Source organism: Acetobacteraceae bacterium, from assembly GCA_004843165.1.
Classification (GTDB): domain Bacteria; phylum Pseudomonadota; class Alphaproteobacteria; order Acetobacterales; family Acetobacteraceae.
The window spans coordinates 572,326-592,628 of sequence record CP039459.1 but is presented as its reverse complement, the minus strand read 5'-3'; the positions used below and the strand labels follow the sequence as shown (position 1 = coordinate 592,628).

Annotated in this window: 19 protein-coding genes and 2 tRNA genes; 11 read left to right on the top strand and 10 right to left on the bottom strand. The window is 44.5% G+C overall.

Translation table 11 applies throughout. From position 1 onward, the window contains the following. The first annotated feature begins 100 nt into the window (after nt 1–100). A complete protein-coding gene (locus tag FAI41_02895) occupies nt 101–1,645 on the top strand; it encodes a Do family serine endopeptidase (protein QCE33771.1) in 1,545 nt (514 codons plus the stop codon). Nucleotides 1,646–1,829: 184 nt separating this feature from the next. Next, nucleotides 1,830–2,753 (top strand): bifunctional methylenetetrahydrofolate dehydrogenase/methenyltetrahydrofolate cyclohydrolase, encoded by a 924-nt coding sequence (locus FAI41_02890; GenBank protein ID QCE32610.1) that lies wholly within the window; start codon nt 1,830–1,832, stop codon nt 2,751–2,753. A 76-nt stretch (nt 2,754–2,829) separates the two neighbouring features. Here the strand turns inward: FAI41_02890 and FAI41_02885 are convergent, their stop codons facing one another. Next, nucleotides 2,830–3,777, bottom strand: a complete 948-nt coding sequence (locus FAI41_02885; protein ID QCE32609.1) for a YfdX family protein — start codon at nt 3,775–3,777, stop codon at nt 2,830–2,832. A gap of 251 nt (nt 3,778–4,028) precedes the next feature. Between FAI41_02885 and FAI41_02880 the strand changes: the two genes are divergently transcribed. The 3 genes from FAI41_02880 to FAI41_02870 all read left to right on the top strand — a co-directional run bounded on the left by FAI41_02880 (nt 4,029) and on the right by FAI41_02870 (nt 6,539). Next, the gene (locus FAI41_02880) at nt 4,029–4,289 is read left to right on the top strand and encodes a hypothetical protein (GenBank protein ID QCE32608.1); all 261 of its coding nucleotides are present in this window, start codon (nt 4,029–4,031) and stop codon (nt 4,287–4,289) included. A gap of 105 nt (nt 4,290–4,394) precedes the next feature. Next, nucleotides 4,395–4,469: transfer RNA gene (locus FAI41_02875), tRNA-Thr, on the top strand. A 441-nt stretch (nt 4,470–4,910) separates the two neighbouring features. Further along, nucleotides 4,911–6,539, top strand: coding sequence for a peptidase S10 (locus FAI41_02870; protein ID QCE32607.1), 1,629 nt, complete (start codon nt 4,911–4,913; stop codon nt 6,537–6,539). 65 nt (nt 6,540–6,604) lie between these two features. Here FAI41_02870 and FAI41_02865 read toward each other — a convergent pair whose 3' ends face one another. After that, nucleotides 6,605–7,210, bottom strand: a complete 606-nt coding sequence (locus tag FAI41_02865; protein ID QCE32606.1) for a gluconokinase — start codon at nt 7,208–7,210, stop codon at nt 6,605–6,607. A gap of 326 nt (nt 7,211–7,536) precedes the next feature. Here FAI41_02865 and FAI41_02860 point away from each other — a divergent pair, with 326 nt between their 5' ends. Then, nucleotides 7,537–9,102 (top strand): mannitol dehydrogenase family protein, encoded by a 1,566-nt coding sequence (locus FAI41_02860; GenBank protein ID QCE32605.1) that lies wholly within the window; start codon nt 7,537–7,539, stop codon nt 9,100–9,102. 66 nt (nt 9,103–9,168) lie between these two features. On the opposite strand, the gene FAI41_02855 is transcribed toward FAI41_02860, so the two are convergent. The 7 genes from FAI41_02855 to FAI41_02825 form a co-directional block, all read right to left on the bottom strand. Further along, complete coding sequence (locus FAI41_02855) at nt 9,169–10,110, bottom strand: dihydroorotate oxidase (protein QCE32604.1); 942 nt, start codon at nt 10,108–10,110, stop codon at nt 9,169–9,171. Between the two features lie 21 nt (nt 10,111–10,131). After that, nucleotides 10,132–10,368: a hypothetical protein gene (locus FAI41_02850; protein QCE32603.1), complete on the bottom strand. Its 237-nt coding sequence runs from the start codon at nt 10,366–10,368 to the stop codon at nt 10,132–10,134. 172 nt (nt 10,369–10,540) lie between these two features. Next, nucleotides 10,541–10,921 (bottom strand): hypothetical protein, encoded by a 381-nt coding sequence (locus FAI41_02845; protein QCE32602.1) that lies wholly within the window; start codon nt 10,919–10,921, stop codon nt 10,541–10,543. A gap of 197 nt (nt 10,922–11,118) precedes the next feature. Continuing rightward, nucleotides 11,119–11,775, bottom strand: a complete 657-nt coding sequence (locus FAI41_02840) for a LysE family translocator (GenBank protein QCE32601.1) — start codon at nt 11,773–11,775, stop codon at nt 11,119–11,121. A 75-nt stretch (nt 11,776–11,850) separates the two neighbouring features. Then, a complete protein-coding gene (locus FAI41_02835; GenBank protein QCE32600.1) occupies nt 11,851–13,500 on the bottom strand; it encodes a hypothetical protein in 1,650 nt (549 codons plus the stop codon). 19 nt (nt 13,501–13,519) lie between these two features. Beyond that, nucleotides 13,520–13,798 (bottom strand): hypothetical protein, encoded by a 279-nt coding sequence (locus FAI41_02830; GenBank protein QCE32599.1) that lies wholly within the window; start codon nt 13,796–13,798, stop codon nt 13,520–13,522. A gap of 11 nt (nt 13,799–13,809) precedes the next feature. Beyond that, complete coding sequence (locus FAI41_02825; GenBank protein QCE32598.1) at nt 13,810–14,298, bottom strand: GAF domain-containing protein; 489 nt, start codon at nt 14,296–14,298, stop codon at nt 13,810–13,812. Nucleotides 14,299–14,502: 204 nt separating this feature from the next. Between FAI41_02825 and FAI41_02820 the strand changes: the two genes are divergently transcribed. Further along, a complete protein-coding gene (locus FAI41_02820; protein QCE32597.1) occupies nt 14,503–15,126 on the top strand; it encodes a hypothetical protein in 624 nt (207 codons plus the stop codon). A 36-nt stretch (nt 15,127–15,162) separates the two neighbouring features. Next, complete coding sequence (locus tag FAI41_02815) at nt 15,163–15,819, top strand: hypothetical protein (protein QCE32596.1); 657 nt, start codon at nt 15,163–15,165, stop codon at nt 15,817–15,819. Nucleotides 15,820–16,096: 277 nt separating this feature from the next. Here the strand turns inward: FAI41_02815 and FAI41_02810 are convergent. Continuing rightward, a tRNA-Arg gene (locus FAI41_02810) sits at nt 16,097–16,170 on the bottom strand. Between the two features lie 188 nt (nt 16,171–16,358). Between FAI41_02810 and FAI41_02805 the strand changes: the two genes are divergently transcribed. The 3 genes from FAI41_02805 to FAI41_02795 are packed head-to-tail and all read left to right on the top strand — an operon-like array spanning nt 16,359 to nt 20,279. Then, complete coding sequence (locus FAI41_02805; GenBank protein ID QCE33770.1) at nt 16,359–16,811, top strand: DUF3576 domain-containing protein; 453 nt, start codon at nt 16,359–16,361, stop codon at nt 16,809–16,811. Nucleotides 16,812–16,866: 55 nt separating this feature from the next. After that, nucleotides 16,867–19,530 (top strand): leucine--tRNA ligase, encoded by a 2,664-nt coding sequence (locus FAI41_02800; GenBank protein QCE32595.1) that lies wholly within the window; start codon nt 16,867–16,869, stop codon nt 19,528–19,530. After that, nucleotides 19,527–20,279 carry a hypothetical protein gene (locus tag FAI41_02795; GenBank protein ID QCE32594.1) on the top strand — a complete coding sequence of 251 codons (753 nt, stop codon included), beginning with the start codon at nt 19,527–19,529 and terminating at the stop codon, nt 20,277–20,279. Before FAI41_02800 ends, FAI41_02795 begins: the two co-directional genes overlap by 4 nt. Nucleotides 20,280–20,303: the final 24 nt, after the last annotated feature.

Sequence of the window (20,303 nt, the reverse complement as noted above, 5' to 3'; positions counted from 1 at the left end):
TTTGAAAAAGGGTCAAAGAATGACATTGAATCTAAAGAGAAAATCTTTTTTAAAAAGCAAGCTTGCCCTCTCCTTGTTTCTAGGGGCGAGTGTTTCCGGGATGGCTTTTTCCGAGGCTCATGCCTCTCTTTTATCCTCATTAACCTCTTCTTCCTCCACGCCCGCAAAGATAGATGAGAAAAATAGTGCAACCGTGATCCGTCCCCATGCACAGACGGCTTCCGTGCCGGATTTCGTGCCTTTGGTGAAATCGGTGAAACCGGCGGTCGTTTCTGTGAGCGCAACGGTAAAAGATAGTGGCCAAGATGAGGATGGCGAAGGCCCCTCAATCCAGATGGGGCCGCCACAAGGCGGCATGATGCCTTTTGGTTTTCCTTTTCCCTTTATGATGCCCGGCATGCCCGGCATGATGCCACAGCCACCGCATCCGGTTGAGGCAAAAGGTTCGGGCTTCCTTATCAGTGCGGATGGTTATGTTGTCACCAATTTTCATGTTGTTTCTGGGGCAACCAAAGTTTCTGTGCAACTGGATAATGGGCGTTCTTACCCTGCAAAAATTATCGGTAAAGATAGCAAGACCGATGTTGCTTTACTTAAAATCAAACCGGATACGGCCTTGCCATATTTAGAGCTTGGGGAATCTGAAGAGCTTAATCCAGGGCAGTGGATTGTGGCCGTTGGCGACCCGTACGGCCTTGGCGGCACCGTCACAGCCGGGATTGTCTCTGCTATGGGCAGAGATCTACATTCCGGGGCCTATAATGATTTCATTCAGTTAGACGCTCCGATCAATCGTGGAAATTCCGGCGGGCCGCTTTTGACCTTAAATGGTAAAGTTGTCGGTATGAATGCGATGATTCTTTCACCAAATGGCGGCGGCTCTATCGGGATTGGTTTTGCCATTCCGTCCGATACGGTGAGCGCTGTTGTGAAGCAGTTACGGAAGAGCGGCCATGTGGTTCGTGGCTATCTGGGCGTTGCTGGACAGGATTTAACCCCAGCCCTTGCCGAAGCCATGGGCATTAAATCCAAAAGCCCTGCCAATCCTGCAGAAGGGGCTTTGGTCGCATCTGTGACAGGTGGTAGCCCGGCAGATAAAGCCGGCATTAAGGGCGGGGATGTGATTGTCGCCGTTTCTGGGAAAAATGTTAAAAATGCACATGATTTGGCTGTTAAAGTCAGTTCTTTGCCGCCGGGAACGAAGGCAGAAATTTCCGTCATTCGTGCCAATAAGACTTTAAAACTTTCGTTTACCACTGGGGATTTATCCACAATTTCCAAAAATGGTGAAGAGAGTGCCGCAAATTCCGGTAAGATTGGTCTGACACTTTCACCGCTCAACCCACGTGTCCGTCAGGAAATCGGGGTGGATGAAAATGTTCAGGGGGTCGCGGTTATTGAGGTTGGGGGCAACAGTGTTGCTTTACGTGCCGGTATTCGTCCGGGAGATGTGATTTTAGAGGTGAATAGCCATCCGGTGACAGCGCCGAAAGCGGCTTCTTCTTTTATCACACAATCTTTGACGGCGAAAAAACCAATTCTGTTCCAAATTCTCAGAGATGGTCAGCATTTATATATGGCGATTAATGGGAATCTTCAGGCGGATGAGGATGTTTCTAGCACTAATCAGAATGCTGAAGATTAAGCTTTTTGTTTGAAAATTTGCGCTTAAAGAATTTAGATGCCTGCGGATGTGGGCATCTAAATTTTTATGAAGACTGGAAAAAATCCTTTTTTCTGGATAAAATATTTTCTAAATCATATATGAAGCTGGAGAGTACGCTTTCACTTATTCTTTAAAAAATAATTCTAACAGCAGGAATACGATCCTGAACCAGTATCATCAAAATAAAACGCAAAAATTGGGGCAACTTTTGAATGGCCGTGAGGCGGCTAGAATTTTAAGAGCCCGCATTGCCGGTTTTATCAGAACCCATAAAGAACATATGCAAGCGCCCGGCTTAGCCGTTTTGTTGGTTGGGGAGGATCCAGCTTCTAAAATTTACGTTCGGAAAAAAGGCGTTCAGGCGCAAGAGGTCGGAATGAATTCCATGACCTTGAAATTTCAAGAGGATGTCTCTGAGAAAGAACTGCTCAAAGAAATTCGCCGTTTAAATCAAGATCCTAACATTCATGGTATTTTGATTCAGCTGCCGTTGCCGCCGCATATTAATGCGCAAAGGCTTCTGAATGAAGTGGATTACCGAAAAGATGTTGATGGGCTAGGCGTTATTAATGCCGGTCGTCTCTCTCTGGGGATGAAAGAGGCGATTATTCCCTGTACCCCCTTGGGATGCTGGCGTTTATTACGGACAATTTCACCTGATCTGCGAGGTAAAAAAGTTTTGGTGATTGGGGCCTCTAATTTGGTAGGCAAGCCAATGGCACAGCTTTTAATACGGGAGCAGGCAACCGTTTTGATTGCCAATATCCATACTGAAAATTTGTCTTCTCTTTGCCGTGAGGCGGAAATTATCATTTCGGCAACAGGAACATCGGAGCTTGTCCGTGGTGATTGGGTGCAAGAGGGGGCGATTGTGATTGATGTTGGGATTAACCGTGTTGAGAGCGAGGATGGCAAGGTGCGCCTTGTCGGGGATGTCGCTTTTGACGAGGTAAAGGATAAGGCCGCTTGGATCACGCCGGTGCCGGGTGGTGTCGGGCCGATGACGGTTGCCTGTTTGCTGGAAAATACCCTTCATGCGGCTTGTGTTCAGCAGGGATGGGATGCACTCTTAAAATATTATCTGTAAGTTTTTAAATGGAGAGATAAAAAAAAGCTGGCTTAAAAATAAGCCAGCTTTTTTTACGCATAATCTCAAAGAGAAATTATTTGGTTGGTCCAACATCAGGATCTGTGTCAGCAGGTGCCCCTGGTGCCAAGCCGGCTTCTTGATTAGCGGCTTGTGCTTTTTGAGCATCGGCATCAGCAGTTGCTTGCGCATCCTGTGCTTTTTGAGCATTTTTATTTGCAGAAGCCTGCGCAGCATTGGCTTTTTTCTGTGCAGAAACAGCTTTTTTGTCTGCTTTGAGCGCAGAAGCTGTTTTGCCGTTATCTTCAATCACATTTTGAGAAAGGAAGACGATACCGTTTGTTGCCGTTGTGATGGCATCCACAGCTTCTTGTGTCTGACCCTGCTCAGCAAAAAGAACGGCACGATCAACAGCATCTGTTGTTGCGGCAAGCGGTGCAAGTGCAATGATGAAATCAAGGTCTTGTCCGATGCTACGCAATGTTGCAGCAGCCTGTTTGGTGTCGCCGGAACGAAGCTGGCTGTTGGCTTTTGCAACAACGGCTTTATCAGAAGCTGAAAGTTTATCGACAGCAACGATTTCAGCACCAACGGGAATCCATTTTGTGGCGCCAGATGGGTTTGCGCCATCTTTGTTTGCAACGGCTTGCTGTTGTTTTGCCAATTCAAGCTTTAGCTTAGGGTTAAGCTGGTTCATTGCGGCTGTGAAGGCGCTATCCGCAGAAGCGGCTTTCTTCAAAGAAGCCTGAGCTTTTTTCAAAAGATTTGTTGCTTCTTTTGAATCATTGTCCGCAAGCTGCATATTTGCTGCAAGAACATCTGCAATGGCAATCTGACCATCTGCGGAAAGATTATTAAAGGCAACTTCTGCTTTATGGCGGGCAAGCTTTTGCTTGATTGCTTTGATTGGGTGCTTCACAGAAGAGGCAACAGGAGCTGTTGTGTCTGCAAAAGCAGGAGCTGTCAGCGCTGTACCTGCTAGAAAAGCGGCACTTGCGAGCAAAGATGTAAATTTAATGCGCATACCTGTTTCATTCCTTAGAATATGTTTAACAGTGATGATATGAGGTTTTATAACCCTATCCTGAATTTTAGCTTGAAAGCCTTTCAATACAAGAGGTTTTATTGATTATCTTTGAAAAAAAAGAGATTGTTTTCAGAATTTTGGAATGGGGGAAAGAATTTGCTAAAAGAAAGAAAATTTTCTTAAAGTAAAAAGCGTTATTTTCAGATTTTAAAAGTGAATAATCTGGACTTTCAAAAGGGACATCCGCAATGCCGAAAAAAGAGACCGTCTCCGCATGGCAAAAACAATCAACCGATACGGATGTCCTTAGCATTAAGGCGGAGCATCACCGTCAAAAGATGGAAATGCGGATGTCGAGAGAGGCACGTCGTGCCGATACGATTCTCTTATGCTGTACGTTGGTTCTGTTCGTTGCAATTGTGCTGACTTTTATCCTTTGTTTTGAGACATGGGCGGTTGATAGTCCTGTCGGTTTTTGGATTTGGGATAAAAAATGGTGGGGATTGTAAAAAAAATACATTTTGCCTCTTGAGTAATTCTACAGAGTTTGGCATTAAGCTTGCATACGATGCTTTTGAAAGAATAAAGCGAGATTGTGATAACACAATCTAATTGCCGGATTAGCACAGTGGTAGTGCAGCGGTTTTGTAAACCGAAGGTCGGGAGTTCAAATCTCTCATCCGGCACCATTTTTCCTAGAAAATACCTGATTTCTGCACTTTTTGACGAGTAGCTAAAATCTTACCCACGTTTTAGCCCATATAAGTAGAAGCGCTTATCTTACTTAAGGCAGAAAATGGGGCGTACTTAGTTTATTGCTTTTGTGCCTACCAAGAGTTTCTACAAAATGCAGTTTTCTTAAGAACAATTGGCTAAGAGGCTTTGTAAAGCCGATTTAAAAACTTTACGTGAGCTACATAATCTTGTCGCCGCAGGGAAAGGGTTAGAGCTGGGGAATATTGCCAAGCATATTTAGTGCATGTGAAATATTGATAATCCTTTTCTAAAATCCCCTTCCCATCATTCCGCTAATCGGTCACAGTAATAAAATACTAAAATAGTATTTTTACATTATTAAAAGCTGATTTCAGACTTTTGACGTCAAAATAAAATGATTGAGGGCATATTGGATGAAGATTTACGCTAAATATGTTGCCGGTTTTTTTGCCTTTTCACTTTTGACAGGGACGGCGTTGGCTGCCCCTTTTATTTCTTCCCATGAGTCCAAAGACAGCACCACAACAGGGACGCTTGATCTTGGCGCTCAGCACCTTTCTTATCATGCCACGGCCGGCACGATTGCGGTACATGCTGCCAAGTATGATGATTCAGAAAATATCTTGAAAGAACGTGGCGATCTTGAAAATGAAAAGGACGAGGATTCTAAAAAATCTGAGGATAAGGACAAAAAGAATCCTGCCGTTGCCTCCATGTTTTATACTGCTTATTTCAAAGATGGGGTGGACAAAGAAAAACGGCCTCTTATCTTTTTCTATAATGGCGGCCCCGGTTCAGCTTCGCTTTGGCTGCATTTAGGTTCTTTCGGCCCTGTTCGTATTGCGACCAATGGCGATAGCCATCTTTCGGCACCGCCTTATAAGCTTGAAAAAAATGCGGAAAGTTTATTGGATGTCGCTGATCTCGTTTTTATTGATGCGCCGGGCACGGGTTTTGGCCGTATCGGCGGAGAAGGTGCGAAGAAAGCTTTTTACGGTGTCGATGGGGATGCCCATGCCTTTGCCTCTTTTATCGAGAAGTTCCTCGGCAAATATAACCGCTTTAATTCCCCACGTTATCTTTTCGGGGAAAGTTACGGCACGCTACGTTCCGCCGTTGTCGCCAAGGAACTACAGCAAGATGCCGGTCTTGATCTTAATGGCGTGATCCTGCTGTCTCAAATTTTGAGTTATGATAATAATATTGATACGCCTGATTTTAATCCGGGAAATGATCTGCCTTATGCGCTGGCTTTGCCAACTTATGCGGCAACCGCCTGGTACCATAATTGCCTACCGGAGAAGAAACCTGCCGATCTTAAAGCCTTCTTAAAAGAGGTCGAGCATTTTGCAATGACCAAATATCTGCCTGCTTTGGTTCAAGGCAATAGCCTGCCGGAAGCGGAAAAGGCCGAGATTGCAAAGCAACTCCATCTTTATACCGGTCTCTCTGAATCTTATCTTCTTAGAGCCGATTTAAGAGTAACAGGGCTAATGTTTACCCAAGAGCTTCAGCGCTCAAAAGGTTTGATTACAGGCCGTCTTGGGACAGAATTTAGCGCTCCTGCTGTAGATCTCATGGCCAAGGAGAGTGTTTATGATCCGCAATCCGATGCGATCAGCTCGGCTTATATTTCTAGCTTTAACCAATATGTCCGTCAAACCTTGAAATATGGTCAGGGCCTGCAATACCGTTCGATGGGCGATCTTGAAGAGAATGATTGGGAAACAGCGCATCGCCTACCGCAGACAGGGGATGAACCCAATAAAGGGACGCCGAATGTCATGTCCGATTTGGCTTTTGCCTTAAAGACCAATCCAAAGCTGAAAATCATGCTGAATGGCGGCTATTATGATTTGGCAACGCCTTATTACGAGGGGCTGTATGAGATGAATCATTTGCCTATTCCACGCAGTTTGCAAAAAAATATTGAAACTTATCAATATCCTGCCGGTCATATGGTTTATTTAAACCACGATGTCTTAAAAGATTTGTATAAGAATGTGGTGAAATTCATTAAAGAAACCAGCCAAGAGAAATAATGGCTGATAGAAAACCCCCTTGTGACAGAAAATCATAAGGGGGCCTTTATTAGAATGTTGAAATCTTAAGATTCAGCACGTTCCAGCGCTTTTGGGTCATCCAAATAGCCGGGCTCTGGGTAAGGCAGTTTTTTGAGGTTTGCCACGACAGCGTCTACAATTTCATTAAGAGGAGCGTTTGCATCAACAACGATGACGGGCTCGTCTTGGGTTGGCTCTTCTAAAGTTTCAAGTTGGCTGGTGAGCATGCCGGGTTTCATAAAATGGCCTTTGCGGTTGGCAAGGCGTTTTTCGAGCTCTTCACGGGATGTTTTGAGGTAAATGAAACGAACGGGTAGGCCGCAGGCTAGTCTTTCACGATATTTTTTCTTGAGCGCAGAGCAGGTAAGGATGGCCCCTTTATTATGTTGGGATTCCTGACGCAGCCATTCACGGCATTTACGGAGCCAAGGCACACGGTCTTCGTCTGTGAGGGGGTTGCCAGATGCCATTTTATCGACATTGGATTGCGGATGTAGGTCATCGCCTTCTTTAAATTCAAGTCCGAGGCGCTCTGCAACGGCAATGGCAACAGAGCTTTTGCCGGTACCGCAAACGCCCATGACAACCATAGGATATAAAGGGAGGGAATTCGTTTTTACTGTTTCTGCTGGTGTATTAGACTGTGACATAGTGCATCAGTTCCATTCAGTTTCAGAGATAGATCATAAAAATGAAACAAGCTCTTATAAGGAGAGAGCTTATTCGTTTCAAATTACGCTTCGAATGTAAAAGGACGCATACCCTTTCTTCTCCAAAAGATGACATCCTTCAAACCATCCTGCCCTCATATATAAGAGAAACGGAAATCATGCAAAACTATGTGGCATAAGAAATATTTTCTGGTAAAATTTTCTAAAGAGGTGATAGCTTAACAAAAGTAAAAAAGGCAGGTGAAACCCTTAGTTCCTCTTTCCTTTTAGAAAAATCGTTATGTTCCTTTTAGGAGATACTTAACATGTCGTTCTTTAAAAAAAATACGCATTTACCGATTAATCAGAAAAACATTTCTAAACTTCCTGTCGATATTGAAAAGCCCGGCTACGACCGCTCCAAAGTAACAAGTGGGATTGTCCATTTCGGTCTTGGCAATTTCTATCGTTCCCATCTTGCCTCTTACATGAATCGCTTATTGGCTGTTCCCGGTCATGAGGCGTGGGGCATTACAGGGGTTGAAGTCATTGCAAGTCCTGAAAATGTGCAGAAAAATGAAGATTATGCCAAGCAGGATAATCTTTATACGTTAACGCAGTTTAAAGAGGACGGGACGCATAAAAGTGCCTTGATCGGCTCGATTTGTGATCATCTTTATGCGCCTGAAAATCCGGCTAAAGTGCTTGAGGTGTTGACACGTCCGGAAACAAAAATTGTTTCTTTGACCATTACCGAAGGCGGTTATAACATCAATGCGGCCTCCGGGGAGTTCTGCCTAAATCATCCTGATATTGTGCATGATCTTAAAAATCCTGAGATGCCAAAAACGGTTTTCGGTTTTGTGATTGAGGCATTGAATCGCCGTCATGCGGCAGGGATTGCACCTTTTACCATTATGTCCTGTGATAATGTGCTTCATAACGGTAAGACAGCCTTTAAAGCTTTTACAAGTTTTGCAAAGGCAAGAAATGTGGAGCTTGGCAAATGGGTTGCAGAAAATGTGGCTTTCCCGAACTCTATGGTGGATCGTATCACCCCAACCTTAGATCAAAAGCGTAAAGAAGATATTAACCTTCTCAATAAAGTGCATGATCTCCTGCCTGTTCTTTCCGAAGAATTCACCCAATGGGTGCTAGAGGATAATTTCAGTGATGGCCGTCCTGATTTTTCAAAAGTCGGTGTGCAATTTATTGCTGGCGGGCAGATTGCGGGGGATTTGGAACATAGCGGCGGCAATGAGGAAAGAAATGCCGTTGTTTCCGGTATTGAAGGGTTTGAGCAGGCAAAGCTTAGAATTCTGAATGAAACCCATTTGATTCTTGGGCTTGCAGGGATGTTGGAAAATATTTCCTTTATTGATGATGCTGTCCAAAATAAAGCGCTCAGCGAGTTTGTCGACATCGTTTTAAAAGAGGATATTCTGCCAACGGTTCAGACACCTCCGGGAATTCATTTGCCGGAATATGCCGATCAGGTCATTGCCCGTTTCCGGAATGCGGCCCTTCAAGACACATGCGTCCGTATTACAGGGGATTCTGTTTCCAAGGCACTGGTTTTCTGGTCTGAAACGATTAAAAATGCGCTTTCTGGAAAAACAGAAGAGAAAAGAGCGGCCTTTATGTGTGCGCTATTGCTGGAATATTTGCGCGGGGTTCGCTGCAATGGGGAGCGTTATGCGCTCAATGAACCAGCGCTAAGTCCTGAGCAAATTGAAATTGCCCAAAAAGGTGCGCCGGCAGACGGCTTCTCCTTACCATGTTTTGATGCGGTTCGGGGATATTTCACAGCGGAGTTTGAGGCCAAAGTAGGGTCTTTACGCACAGCCATTCAGAATGGCGGTGTTGCCTCAGCGATGTTTGCGCCTTATTGATCTCCTCTGACGAGAGAGAGCACTCAAGGCTAAAGAAAACCCCCTGTGAAAGCAGGGGGTTTTTGTTTAGGCGATATTTTTTAATTTTCCTCGGAAATCCGAGAGACTTGTATAATTTTTACGTTGCATGATTTCGGAAAGCTCTTGGCTTAGACGTGCAAAAATCTCAGGCCCTTCCCGCCAGAGTTCTGTACCGATTTGCACAAGGTCAGCACCGCAGAGCACATGTTCAAAAACATCCTGTCCTGTTTTTACGCCGCCTGTGCCGATAATGCGGATTTCCTCTTTGAGACGTAGGCGCATGGCACGGACATTGGCTAAGGCGGTGGCTTTAATCATTTCGCCGCCCAACCCACCGAAACCGCCTTTAGGACGAATAAGCGCCGTTTCGGTTTCGGGATCAATGGCAAGGCCATTGCCGACCGAATTAATCAGATTGACATAAGCGAGCGGGAATTGATTGAGAATTTCCGCAACAGCATCAAATTGGAAAAAATCAAAATAAGGTGGTAATTTTATACCAAGCGGTTTTTTAAAAAGGGCAAAAGCCTCTGTTAAAACCTCTTTCATAGAGGCGTAATCATAGCCGACTTGTGCCTTGCCAACGACATTGGGGCAGGAAAGATTTAGCTCTGTCAGGCCGCTAAAATCACTTTCCATAATATGGGAAAGCATTTTTATATTTTCAGAAATGCTTAGGCCTGAAATGGAAAGAATAACAGGGTTGTGATTTCCCTCTGCCTGTTTCCGCAAAGCGTAATCAAGATAATAGTTAAAGCCCAGATTAGGTAGTCCCATCGAATTGATACTTCCGATAGGGAGCAGCTCTTGACGTGGGGTCGGGTTGCCTTCTCTTTTGTCGAGTGTGGCACTTTTGGTGACAACAGCCCCGGCTTGGGAGGTGAGAATGAGGTCAAGTTCCTGTTGTGTTTGGCAGTAAACGCCAGCGGCATTCATCAAAAGATTAGGAAAAGTGAATTTTCCGATTTTGGAAGAAAGATTGGTCATGGGCAAGGCCTTTCTTTGCTGTTAGCGGCGTGTTTTGGTGAGGAAATTGAGAAGCGTTTGGAAGAGCATTCCCCAGAGTTTATTCTTGCGATAATAATAGCGGTTATAAAGCGCTTTTTTAGGGTCTCTCAGCCAGCCGTAACCTCTGGGCATTTTTAGTCCGAGTTTATTTTCGATGAGACGTTTGACCGACAGTCTCGCCGCAATTTTTTTATTTAAATTTGGAATGCGTGGGCCAAAGCCCCAATTATCAGACATTTAGAGTTTCCTCTTTGAAAGGATGATACGCTTCCTTTACGCCTTTTCTTTAATGTGCAAAATAGGAAAAGCGATTTTTAGACTGACTTAAAAGGATTGGAAATGGGAACCGCTATTGTCATTACGCTCGCTGCGTTAACGCTCCCCATCGTTTTTTTTCAGAAGTGAGATTTTAAAGTTTTTCTTCTTTGAAATCTTCTATTTCCGCTTGCGGATGATCTTGGCATTCTTCGATCGCAGCGCTTAGTTTGTCAAGGTCTTTCTCAGCATTTTGAAGATCTAAATGCGTCGGGATGTGGAATGACGATTGCCCCTCATGCGGGTGCACGGCAGCGGCATGGAGACGGTTAAGCATCCTCTCTGCCTTTTCGTCTCTTTTCTTGACAGGGGGACAGTTAAGGCTTGCGACTTTTTTTTCTTCGATTTTTAATTGCTGGTAGCGTTTAGAGAGGAATTGTATTGCTGTTTTGGCCTCAGTGATGCGTTTATCATGGGTTGTGTGGGCAATCGGCGGTGCCTGGCATCCTGCAAAGAGGATGGCAGAGGATGCCATAAAAAAAGTTTTTTTCATAAAGGGAATAATTTCAAAAGTTCAAACGATAATCCAGCCTAGGCGCTTTATAGGCAGAAAGTGCATAGAGGTCAAAAAGCCTCCCCAAAGATAGAGAGACTTTTTGAGATTTTGGCAGTTTTTTAGAAAATAACGACAAAGGCTAAAAGTAAAATAACAACAACAACGATAATCATTTTTTAGCTCGGTGCAGAGGTAAGAGCGATTTGGATGGCAATGATGAGAAGGATGACACCGGCAATCCCTTCAAACCAATCCCGCACACGGTCATTTTTTAATAATTGCGTCATGGGGGCGGCAAGCAAGGCAACAAGAAGAAGATAGGCTGTTTCCATGAGAGATTCAGAAACGCCGTAAAAAAAGATCCAAGGTTTAAAAGGCTGCCCATGTGGGATAAAGGGCGTAAAAATCACCAGAAACATCAGGGCAATATTCGGGTTGAGAATAGAGGTCAGATACCCCTGTTTGAAACCGGCGAAGAGGGTATTTTGCCGGGCCAGATGTTTTGTATTTTCAGTCCCTTTCATTGGGTCTGTGTTACGAATGGCGCTCCAGATAAAATTGCCGGCAATCCATACTAGATAGGCAATGCCGACCCATTTGATGAGTTGAAAGATACTTGGGGAATGCATCACCAGATTGCTCAAGCCAATGATAGAGGCAAGACACCAGCTAAAAATACCAAAACCGACACCAACGCCAACGCCGATCCCCGCCCGGCGGCCGATTGTTGTTGTTGTTGAAATCGCAAGGAGCAGTTCGAGGCCGGGAGGAATATCAATTAGTGCAGCGGTTACAAAAAAAGCGCTGACAGAAGATATAAAGGGCGAAACCATAAGAGCTCCTAAATCATAAATTATTATTAAGCGAATAAGCGTAAATCAGAGCATATTTATCCCCTTTATGCCAGTTTAATTCTCATGCGCTTTCTGCTTTCCGATTTTCTGCGAACAGAAAGAGACGGTTTCCGTTATTTTTTGGCAGGCGATTTTAGGCTGGTATGTTTTTAAAATTGCAATAGATTTCTTACGTTCTTTTCCCGTTAAAACATAAAGACTGTTGGGATGATCTGTCGGTATAAAATCTTCTTTCTCGGAGAGGGGACAAGCGGCGGGTTTCGGCGTGCGTGCCAAATACATGGAATTGACGGGAATATCTTTGAGCGCTGCGGCATAGATAGCCCGCATTGATTCATAAAAATCTTTAGAAAAAGTTGAACATTCAAGGCGTGGATAGATTTGAACGAAATCATGTTGCTGAACGAGGGCAATATAATCCTTTTCTTCTTGGGTTGCCGGGGCGGTATAAACATTTGTACCGCCATCTCCCCAATGGGCCCCACGTTCAATCATTTGCAGGGAGAGGCAGGCACCCATCAAAGGAAGCCAAATCTGCCATTTGAGATTTCTTAAAAGATAGAGGGTGCAGAGAATGATAAGGTAGGAAATCGGCCAGAAAAACCGTCCACAGGAACGCAACTCTTCGGAGAGGGGAAAGCCGAAAGTAAAATCTCCAAGGGGACGTATTCCGGCAATATGGAGCTGGCCTGTAGCAATGAAAAAGAGGCCGAAGCATGCGAGAAGAAGGCCAACATGCCGCCAAAGAATTTCTTTTAAAGGATGAAGCTGGAAGGCTTTCCAAAGGGCAAGGCAGAAAAGTATGAGCAGGCCAATGCCAAGATATTGAAATCCTTCCATAGAGGGATTGATATTTTTAGCATGGAAAATCGGAGAATTTTCAGGCCAAAAAGGGGCTAGGAGATCCATAGAGAGATCTTTGAAACTGCCGCCGATCAGCACAATATTATTTGTATAGCCACAGGTAAGCGCAATGAGAACAATCGCAAAAAGCGCCCCGATCAGTCCAAAAAGAGAATGGCAGGCGAAGGAAAATTTTTTCCGGGCCAAGGCGGAAAGTGGCACAGAGGCTGCAATAGCGAGAAGCATCACGCAAAGATAGGGATGGATAAGAAAGCTTAAAGCCGTCCAGAGATTAAGAAAAATATTCCATTTAAGGCTATTTTCCTTCATCGCATTGAAATAAGCCCCTAGTGCGATCAAAATAATCCATTGGCCAAAAAGAGCGATATGAACACCTCTGATCCACCATGTTGGGAGGGTCGAGGCTAAAATAGCTGCGGCAATGGCGCTTTTTAAATCTCTGCCCCCCATAGAGCGCAGGGCAAAAACAGCGGCGATCGGCTGAAGTAAGATAGAAAGGCAGTAATAAGGGGAGATTGTTTGAATCTGAGCGCCTGTCAGAGAGGCGATAATTTTTAGGGTAAGTGTAAAAAGCGGAATGGAATCTGTCTGCCCGATTGTGGGGCGAAAGGGATATTCCAAATTCTCAACGCTAAAGAGCGGCCAGTGCCAATTTTCACGGAGGAAATAAAGGCTTCCTGTAATATGTTGTAGATTATCGCCATCCAGATGAAAGACGGCCTCGGAAACATTTCCATACCAAGCTGGAAAAGGCGCTGTGAGAGATAGAAAAAAAAGACCAATAAAAAAAGCGATAAAATAAGGCAGAAGATTTTTTTTCTGGAGGAGCGAGGCGAACATTTTATTTAAAGTCAATCTCTTAAAAATTAAAAGGGAGGCTTAAATGCCCCAAAAAAGGGCGTTTAAAATGTTCTTTTAAATAGGTGTGAACATGGGGGTGTAGCTCATATTCGCCTCGATCATTGGGCTTTTCACAAACAACATGATAGGCGTTTTCCTTTTCCCAGTCTTTCAGCTCGAATTTTCTGCCCTGAAACATATATTCCCGAATGGCATAAGCAACACCGGGGCGCAAAGAGTCCCACATTTGCCGCCCATGTTCATAATCAGACATTCCGGGTTTTTGTAAAAAAGGCATAAATTTCTCTTTTAAGAAGGAAAAATATTATCAAGATGTGCGCTAAGATGCGCGGCGATCTTTTCTAAAAGCATTTGCTCTTCCTGAGAAAAACGTCCTTTTTCAGGGCTGTCGATATCCAAAACACCATAAAGTTTGTCTTCTTTTCCAAGAAGTGGCACGACAATCTCAGAATTTGAAGCGCCGTCACAGGCAATATGTCCGGGAAATTCATGGACATCTTTGATTCTTAACGTGCGTTTTTCGAGCGCTGCTGTGCCGCAAACACCTTTACCAAGCGGAATTCTTGTGCAGGCGATCCGGCCTTGAAAGGGGCCAAGAACAAGTTCTTTGTCAATAAGACGGTAGAAGCCGACCCAATTGGTGTTTTCGAAAGCTTCAGCAATGAGGGCGGAAAGGTTGGCAAAAAGCGCAATAGAATCATTTTCGCCGTCAATAAGCCCTTGTGCCATGAGAGGAAGATCTTTTTGGCTGATTTTTTGAGAGGGGGCTGTACTCATAGAAATAGATTACCTGAGGAATAAGAAGATGAAAATCAAAAATCTTTTTTAAAATAGAAAGGCTCGGACGGAATTGTAAAGAAAAAGCCGTTTAGCAGATACCGTAAAATAATTTTGTGTTTTAAAAGAAGTTTCTGATAAATAGGAAAAAGGACGGGCTGGGGTGATTCAGGCCGCTTTGTTTGGACAGGATCGCAGAAAATCATGTTAAAAAAATCTTTTTTCGCAACTTTGTTCGTTGGCTCGGTATTTTCTCTCAATCCTGCTTTTGCAGAGGGGATGGATATCGCTGTCGGCAAGGGGCTGCACTTAAAACAGGTTGATGGCTCATGGGTGCAGCTTGAACATTTCGTTCCAAAAACGAAAAAGACAGATATTTGTGTCGCCAGTGCCAGAGATCAATCTCTGGTTTTGCGGATTGCACAATCAGACATGCAGATCAGAACCTACGATCAAAAATGGCATCTGACACCAGAGGATAAAAATAGTGTCGACATGCGTTTAGGTAATGGCTACAAAGCGCATTATGATCTCAAATATTTGGATAAAAGAGGCTTTTATACAGATGTTTCCTTTAGCCAAATGTCAGTGCTTTTAAAAGCTTTGGAAACAGGTCAGGCAGGTAGTATCACATTTGCTGATACGACCGCACACCATACGAAGAAGGTTAAGAAGATCAATCCTGCCAAAGCGGAAAAAGTTTTTTTTGCTTTTAGAAATTGCGTCAGGGCACATCATTTTGCCCCGCTGGAAGCCCCTCTTCCCCTCAAACAAGAAACCAAAGATTCAGAAGAGCCGGTAGTGTTCCCAAAGCAAGTAACGAACTAAGCTTTCCCTTCTCATTTTAGCTATCAAGGACACGCCATGATTTTCAAGAAGCATTTTTTGCCTTCACTGCTTGCCGCAACAGGTCTTTGTGCCGCTGGGCATCAAGCTGTTGGAAAAACAGCCGTAACACCAACGGTTCAGAATGAAAATACGCCGACAAATTTAGGTGCAGGCATGTATCTGATGAAGGAAGGGGGGATGTGGGCCTCAATGATGCATCTTGATGCGTCAAAAGCAGTGCCCAAAAAGGATTTAAAATTGCCGCAAAAACCTGATCTTTGTGTGGCAGGCGATCAGAACCAAAATTTAATTCTTCGTGCTTCTGCCAAAGGTTTAGAAGTGCGTTCGGTCGGTAAAGAATGGCATTTGCAAAAAGATATTCTCACCTCCGTTAAAATCGCTGCGGGAAAATATCAGGCTAATTTGACGATGCAGGCACTTGGCGGGGATCAAATCGGCGTGCCGGTGAATCTAGAGCAGATGGCAGGATTAGTGGAGGCTCTCTCCCAGAGTAACCAAGCCACCATCACCTATACGCTGGATGGCAAAGAGAAAACCAAACAGGAAATCCGAAATGTTTCTTTGAAAATGGCCGCTCCTGTTTTGAATGATTTTAGAGAATGTGTCCGCTTTAGCGGTTTCCTTCATGCGAAGGATAAGCCTGCGGAAAAAACACAGGCTAAAAAAGCTTAATCTTTAATTAAAAATGTAAGTAAAAATGAAAAAAGAGCTTTTGACAAAAATCAAAGGCTCTTTTTCCCTTATTGAGAGTTCTAACGAAGGAGGGGATAAGCTATTCCTCAATTGGAAGCACACATCGTCTCGATTGTTAAAGGGCAGAAAACAACCATTGCCACCGGTAATGTAAAAGATTTTCAATTCTGCGGCATCAAAATCATGAATTTGTAGGAAATTGTTTCGGATTTCTATCCTAAAATCTCATTTTTTCTTATTTCGGAGGTAAGAGGTATGTCCACAGTTGGATTCGAACCAACGGCCCCAGGATTAGGAATCCTGTGCTCTATCCTACTGAGCTATGCGGACTTAAAACCATTCTGTGGCTTACTAATTATCAGGTTCGAAAAAATGATTAAAGGGGCATGCTGTTCTTAATTCACAGATAAAGATAAAATATGGCATAAGAGAATGATAATCTTTAAAGAATTCAGGGCATCTTGGAAAATTAAATGATGACATTACGGTCATACACAAAAAAATATCTCTTTTCGCTGATGGCATTTATGGCATTGGCAGCTTGTGCTGAAACGAGAAACCCTGCCAATCTTGTTAAGCCCAAAAACCACCTTGTCGGGGTTGATCGGGGCGCAGAAGGTGGAAACGATAATTTACGGGGCGGCGTGAATGCCTATATTTGGCGTGGGGCGCTCGATACGCTTTCCTTTATGCCTTTGGCTTCTGCCGATGCCGTTGGCGGTGTGATTTTAACCGATTGGTATGTGCCACCGACGACGAAAGAAGAGCGTTTTAAAATTGCGGTTTATGTTTTGGATCGCCGTTTACGTTCGGATGCGTTGCGGATTTCCATTTTTAGGCAGGTTCATCTTTCCCGCAATAATTGTGGCGAAGACGGCTGGGAAGATACGCCCGTTGCCGGTGAAACTGTTTCAGATATTACCGCACGTATTTTAGAACGTGCGAGACAGCTTAGAGCGCATAATCTCTAACCTTTAGATTTTTTACTTTGAATAGAATTTTAAAAACAATTTCGGATGATATGAAATGACACAAGATAATCTGTCAGAAACAGGTGAAATCAATACGCAAACATCTTTAAAGGAAAGAGAAGTCCATTGGCAGAAAGCATGGGATCAGAAAAAGCTTTTTGAAATTTCCGATGCGGAAATGAAAGATGCCAATGCCCCTAAACCTTATTATGTGATGGAAATGTGGCCATATCCGTCTGGCCAGCTTCATATGGGGCATGTTCGCAATTATGCACTTGGTGATGTTGTCGCCCGTTATCATCGTTCCCAAGGGAAACAGGTTTTGCATCCAATGGGTTGGGATGCGTTCGGTCTGCCGGCAGAAAATGCGGCCAAAGAGCGAGGCACCCATCCGGCAACATGGACAAGAGCCAATATTGCGGCCATGCGGAAGACGCTTAAGCGTCTTGGCTTCTCTTTTGACTGGAGCCGTGAAATTGCAACCTGTGATCCTGAATATTATGGGGCACAGCAGAAAATCTTTTTAGAATTTATCAAATCCGGTCTTGCAGAACGTCGTGAATCCCAAGTGAACTGGGATCCTGTTGAAATGACTGTGCTTGCAAATGAGCAGGTTGTGAATGGCAGAGGCTGGCGTTCAGGGGCTTTGATCGAAAAGAAAACCTTATCCCAATGGTTTTTGCGGATTACCGATTTTGCCGAAGATCTTTTAGACGGATTAAATGCGGCCCCTTTGAAAGAGGGCTGGCCGGAACGTGTTCGCATTATGCAAGAACGCTGGATTGGTAAGTCCGTTGGCGCAAGTCTGAAATTGAAATTAACGGACGGTTCCGAAGAAATCGAAATCTTCACAACACGTCCAGATACGCTTTACGGCATGTCCTTTATCGCCTTAGCGCCGGATCATCCTTTGGTCAAAAAGGAATTTGATAAAAATCCTGCGCTTAAAGCTTTTCAGCAAGAATGTGCGCAGTTGGGCACCTCAGAAGAGACCCTTTCCAAAGCGGAGAAAAAAGGCGTTGATACAGGTTTAAAAGTTCAGCATCCTTTTCTTAAAGGGAAGAAAATTCCTGTTTGGGCGGCAAATTTTGTGCTTTCTGATTATGGAACAGGGGCGCTCTTTGGCTGCCCTTGTGCGGATGAGAGAGATTATGATTTTGCAAAGAAATATGATCTGGAAATCCCTTATATTGGGCATCCTGCCAGGCTTTCCGATGAGGCTTTGCAACATGGGGTCGAGGCGAAAGATTTTATCCCGTTTACCGCTGGAAAGCTGATGAATTCTCCCGCCGATGGTGAGGAAAGTGTTGGGCCGGCATTGAATGGTTTGAAAATTTCCGAGGCAAAGAAAGAGGTGATTTCTTTTCTTGAGAAAAATCATATTGGCAAAAAAGAAACGAATTACCGTTTAAGGGATTGGGGGGTAAGTCGACAGCGTTATTGGGGATGTCCGATCCCAATCATTCGCTGTGAGACATGCGGTGATGTCGCTGTCCCAGATGAACAGCTCCCTGTAGAACTGCCTGAAGATGCAGATTTCTCCGTTTCAGGCAATCCGCTGGATCATCATCCGACATGGAAGCATGTCGATTGCCCAAAATGCGGTGCTAAGGCAGAGCGGGAAACAGATACACTTGATACCTTTGTGGATAGCGGCTGGTATCCTTTGCGCTATTTGTCACCCCATAGCAAAAATCCGATTGATAAACAGATTGCAGAACGCTTCATGCCGGTGAATGAATATATTGGCGGCGTGGAACATGCAATTTTACATTTATTGTATGCACGTTTCTTTATGCGGGCCTTGCAAAAAACGGGCTTGGTAGATAAGGCAGAGCCTTTTGCGAACCTCTTTACGCAGGGGATGGTAACGCATGAGAGTTATAAATTAGACAATCAGTGGCTTTATCCTGAAGAAGTTGAAACCAACAAAGACGGCAAAAAGATCCATAAAGAGACAGGTCGTGAGGTTGATGTCGGGCGTTCTGAAAAAATGTCTAAATCCCGCCGCAATACGGTTTCTCCAGAAGCGATCATTGCAGAATATGGCGCTGATATTGCAAGATTATTTGTCTTATCAGATACGCCACCGGAGAGAGATCAGGAATGGACAGCCGAAGGGGTTGCCGCCTCTGCCCGTTTTGTGCAACGGATTGAGTCTCTCATGGAACGTATCCTTGCCGAAGAAAAAGCGGAAGGAAGCGACCAAAAGGATAAAGATCAGGCGCTCAAACTGCGTCAGGTGACCCATAAAACAATTAAAGCGGTCAGCGAAGCCTTTGAATCTTTTATCCCGAATGTTGCCTTGGCCCGTTTGCATGAATTGGTTGGCGCAATGCGGAGCGCCTTTGAAGGGGTTGGCGAAGAATCTCAAAAAGCTCGCCGTGAAGCATTGGAGGTCTTAGCCCTCTTGATTGCGCCGATTATGCCGCATTTGGCAGAGGAGCTGATCGTCCATCTTGATCCGAATGGAAAGCTTGCGGCGGAACGTCCATGGCCTAAAGCGCAAGAGGCATTTTTGCAGGAAAATGTGCAAAAGCTTGCGGTTCAGGTGAATGGTAAAGTCCGTGGCGTTTTGGAAATTCCACTTGAAATTGAAGAGGCGGAAATCCTGGCGTTGGCAAAAGCCCTCCCGAATGTGGAGCAAGCTATGGCAGGCAAGAAAATTGTTAGGGAAATCGTTGTTAAAGGGCGTATCGTCAATTTTGTTGTAAAATAAGGCTTTTTCCAGAGAGCGTATTTGAGGGGAGTGAAAAAATCTTTAAGCGTATAAAAAATTGCGTTTTGCGGTCGGCTTTAGCATTGCCTTTGTTCGCAATAGCGCTTAGCTCATGTGATTTTCATCCCCTCTATGGCAGTTCTGGCGCAGATGATCCGAAAGTTCAGCTCAAGCTGAAGCAAGTCTTCGTCGCTAATATTCCAACACGTTTTGGGCAAGAAATGCGTCTGGCTTTGCAGGAGCAATTGTCTGGCGCAAGCAACGAAGATCCGCAAGGCTATGTTGTGCGGGCGACAGGTGGCTTGGAATATTCTTATATCGGTATTCATGCAGATAATACCGCCGGTCGTATTCAGGTCCTTGGTTATGCCTCTTGGCATCTTTATAAGGTAGGGCCTGATCCTAAAATTTTGGCTTCTGGCAGTGCTCGGGCTTTGGATGGCTATGATCCAACAATCAATGAGGCTTTTGCAGAAACGATGAATAACCAATCGGTTGAAGGGCGTGTAGCTAAAAATTTAGCAGATCAGATGGCGCAGGGGATCGCTGTATTTTTTAAATCCGGCGTTCAATCTGTTGGGCACGCAAAGCCTCGAATGGGTAAATATATTGATCCGGATGCACAGAATGGGTCGGGGGTTGCTTCGCAAGAAAGTGTTTCGCCGGATGGGTTTCCAATGGGAGTTATGGGGTATTCAGATAATTCTGTTTCGACAACGGCCGCAGGCAGTGACGGTTTAGATGAATAGCTATTCTCTTTTGAAGCGTTAAAA

What these genes read in the sequence shown, in the direction of transcription:
- FAI41_02825 (QCE32598.1), bottom strand. Translation starts at nt 14,298, where the DNA reads ATGAGTACAGCCCCCTCTCAAAAAATCAGCCAAAAAGATCTTCCTCTC.
- FAI41_02835 (QCE32600.1), bottom strand. Translation starts at nt 13,500, where the DNA reads ATGTTCGCCTCGCTCCTCCAGAAAAAAAATCTTCTGCCTTATTTTATC.
- FAI41_02820 (QCE32597.1), top strand. Translation starts at nt 14,503, where the DNA reads ATGTTAAAAAAATCTTTTTTCGCAACTTTGTTCGTTGGCTCGGTATTT.
- FAI41_02880 (QCE32608.1), top strand. Translation starts at nt 4,029, where the DNA reads ATGCCGAAAAAAGAGACCGTCTCCGCATGGCAAAAACAATCAACCGAT.
- FAI41_02855 (QCE32604.1), bottom strand. Translation starts at nt 10,110, where the DNA reads ATGACCAATCTTTCTTCCAAAATCGGAAAATTCACTTTTCCTAATCTT.
- FAI41_02830 (QCE32599.1), bottom strand. Translation starts at nt 13,798, where the DNA reads ATGCCTTTTTTACAAAAACCCGGAATGTCTGATTATGAACATGGGCGG.
- FAI41_02860 (QCE32605.1), top strand. Translation starts at nt 7,537, where the DNA reads ATGTCGTTCTTTAAAAAAAATACGCATTTACCGATTAATCAGAAAAAC.
- FAI41_02895 (QCE33771.1), top strand. Translation starts at nt 101, where the DNA reads ATGGCTTTTTCCGAGGCTCATGCCTCTCTTTTATCCTCATTAACCTCT.
- FAI41_02850 (QCE32603.1), bottom strand. Translation starts at nt 10,368, where the DNA reads ATGTCTGATAATTGGGGCTTTGGCCCACGCATTCCAAATTTAAATAAA.
- FAI41_02800 (QCE32595.1), top strand. Translation starts at nt 16,867, where the DNA reads ATGACACAAGATAATCTGTCAGAAACAGGTGAAATCAATACGCAAACA.
- FAI41_02815 (QCE32596.1), top strand. Translation starts at nt 15,163, where the DNA reads ATGATTTTCAAGAAGCATTTTTTGCCTTCACTGCTTGCCGCAACAGGT.
- FAI41_02885 (QCE32609.1), bottom strand. Translation starts at nt 3,777, where the DNA reads ATGCGCATTAAATTTACATCTTTGCTCGCAAGTGCCGCTTTTCTAGCA.
- FAI41_02840 (QCE32601.1), bottom strand. Translation starts at nt 11,775, where the DNA reads ATGGTTTCGCCCTTTATATCTTCTGTCAGCGCTTTTTTTGTAACCGCT.
- FAI41_02805 (QCE33770.1), top strand. Translation starts at nt 16,359, where the DNA reads ATGGCATTTATGGCATTGGCAGCTTGTGCTGAAACGAGAAACCCTGCC.
- FAI41_02845 (QCE32602.1), bottom strand. Translation starts at nt 10,921, where the DNA reads ATGGCATCCTCTGCCATCCTCTTTGCAGGATGCCAGGCACCGCCGATT.
- FAI41_02870 (QCE32607.1), top strand. Translation starts at nt 4,911, where the DNA reads ATGAAGATTTACGCTAAATATGTTGCCGGTTTTTTTGCCTTTTCACTT.
- FAI41_02865 (QCE32606.1), bottom strand. Translation starts at nt 7,210, where the DNA reads ATGTCACAGTCTAATACACCAGCAGAAACAGTAAAAACGAATTCCCTC.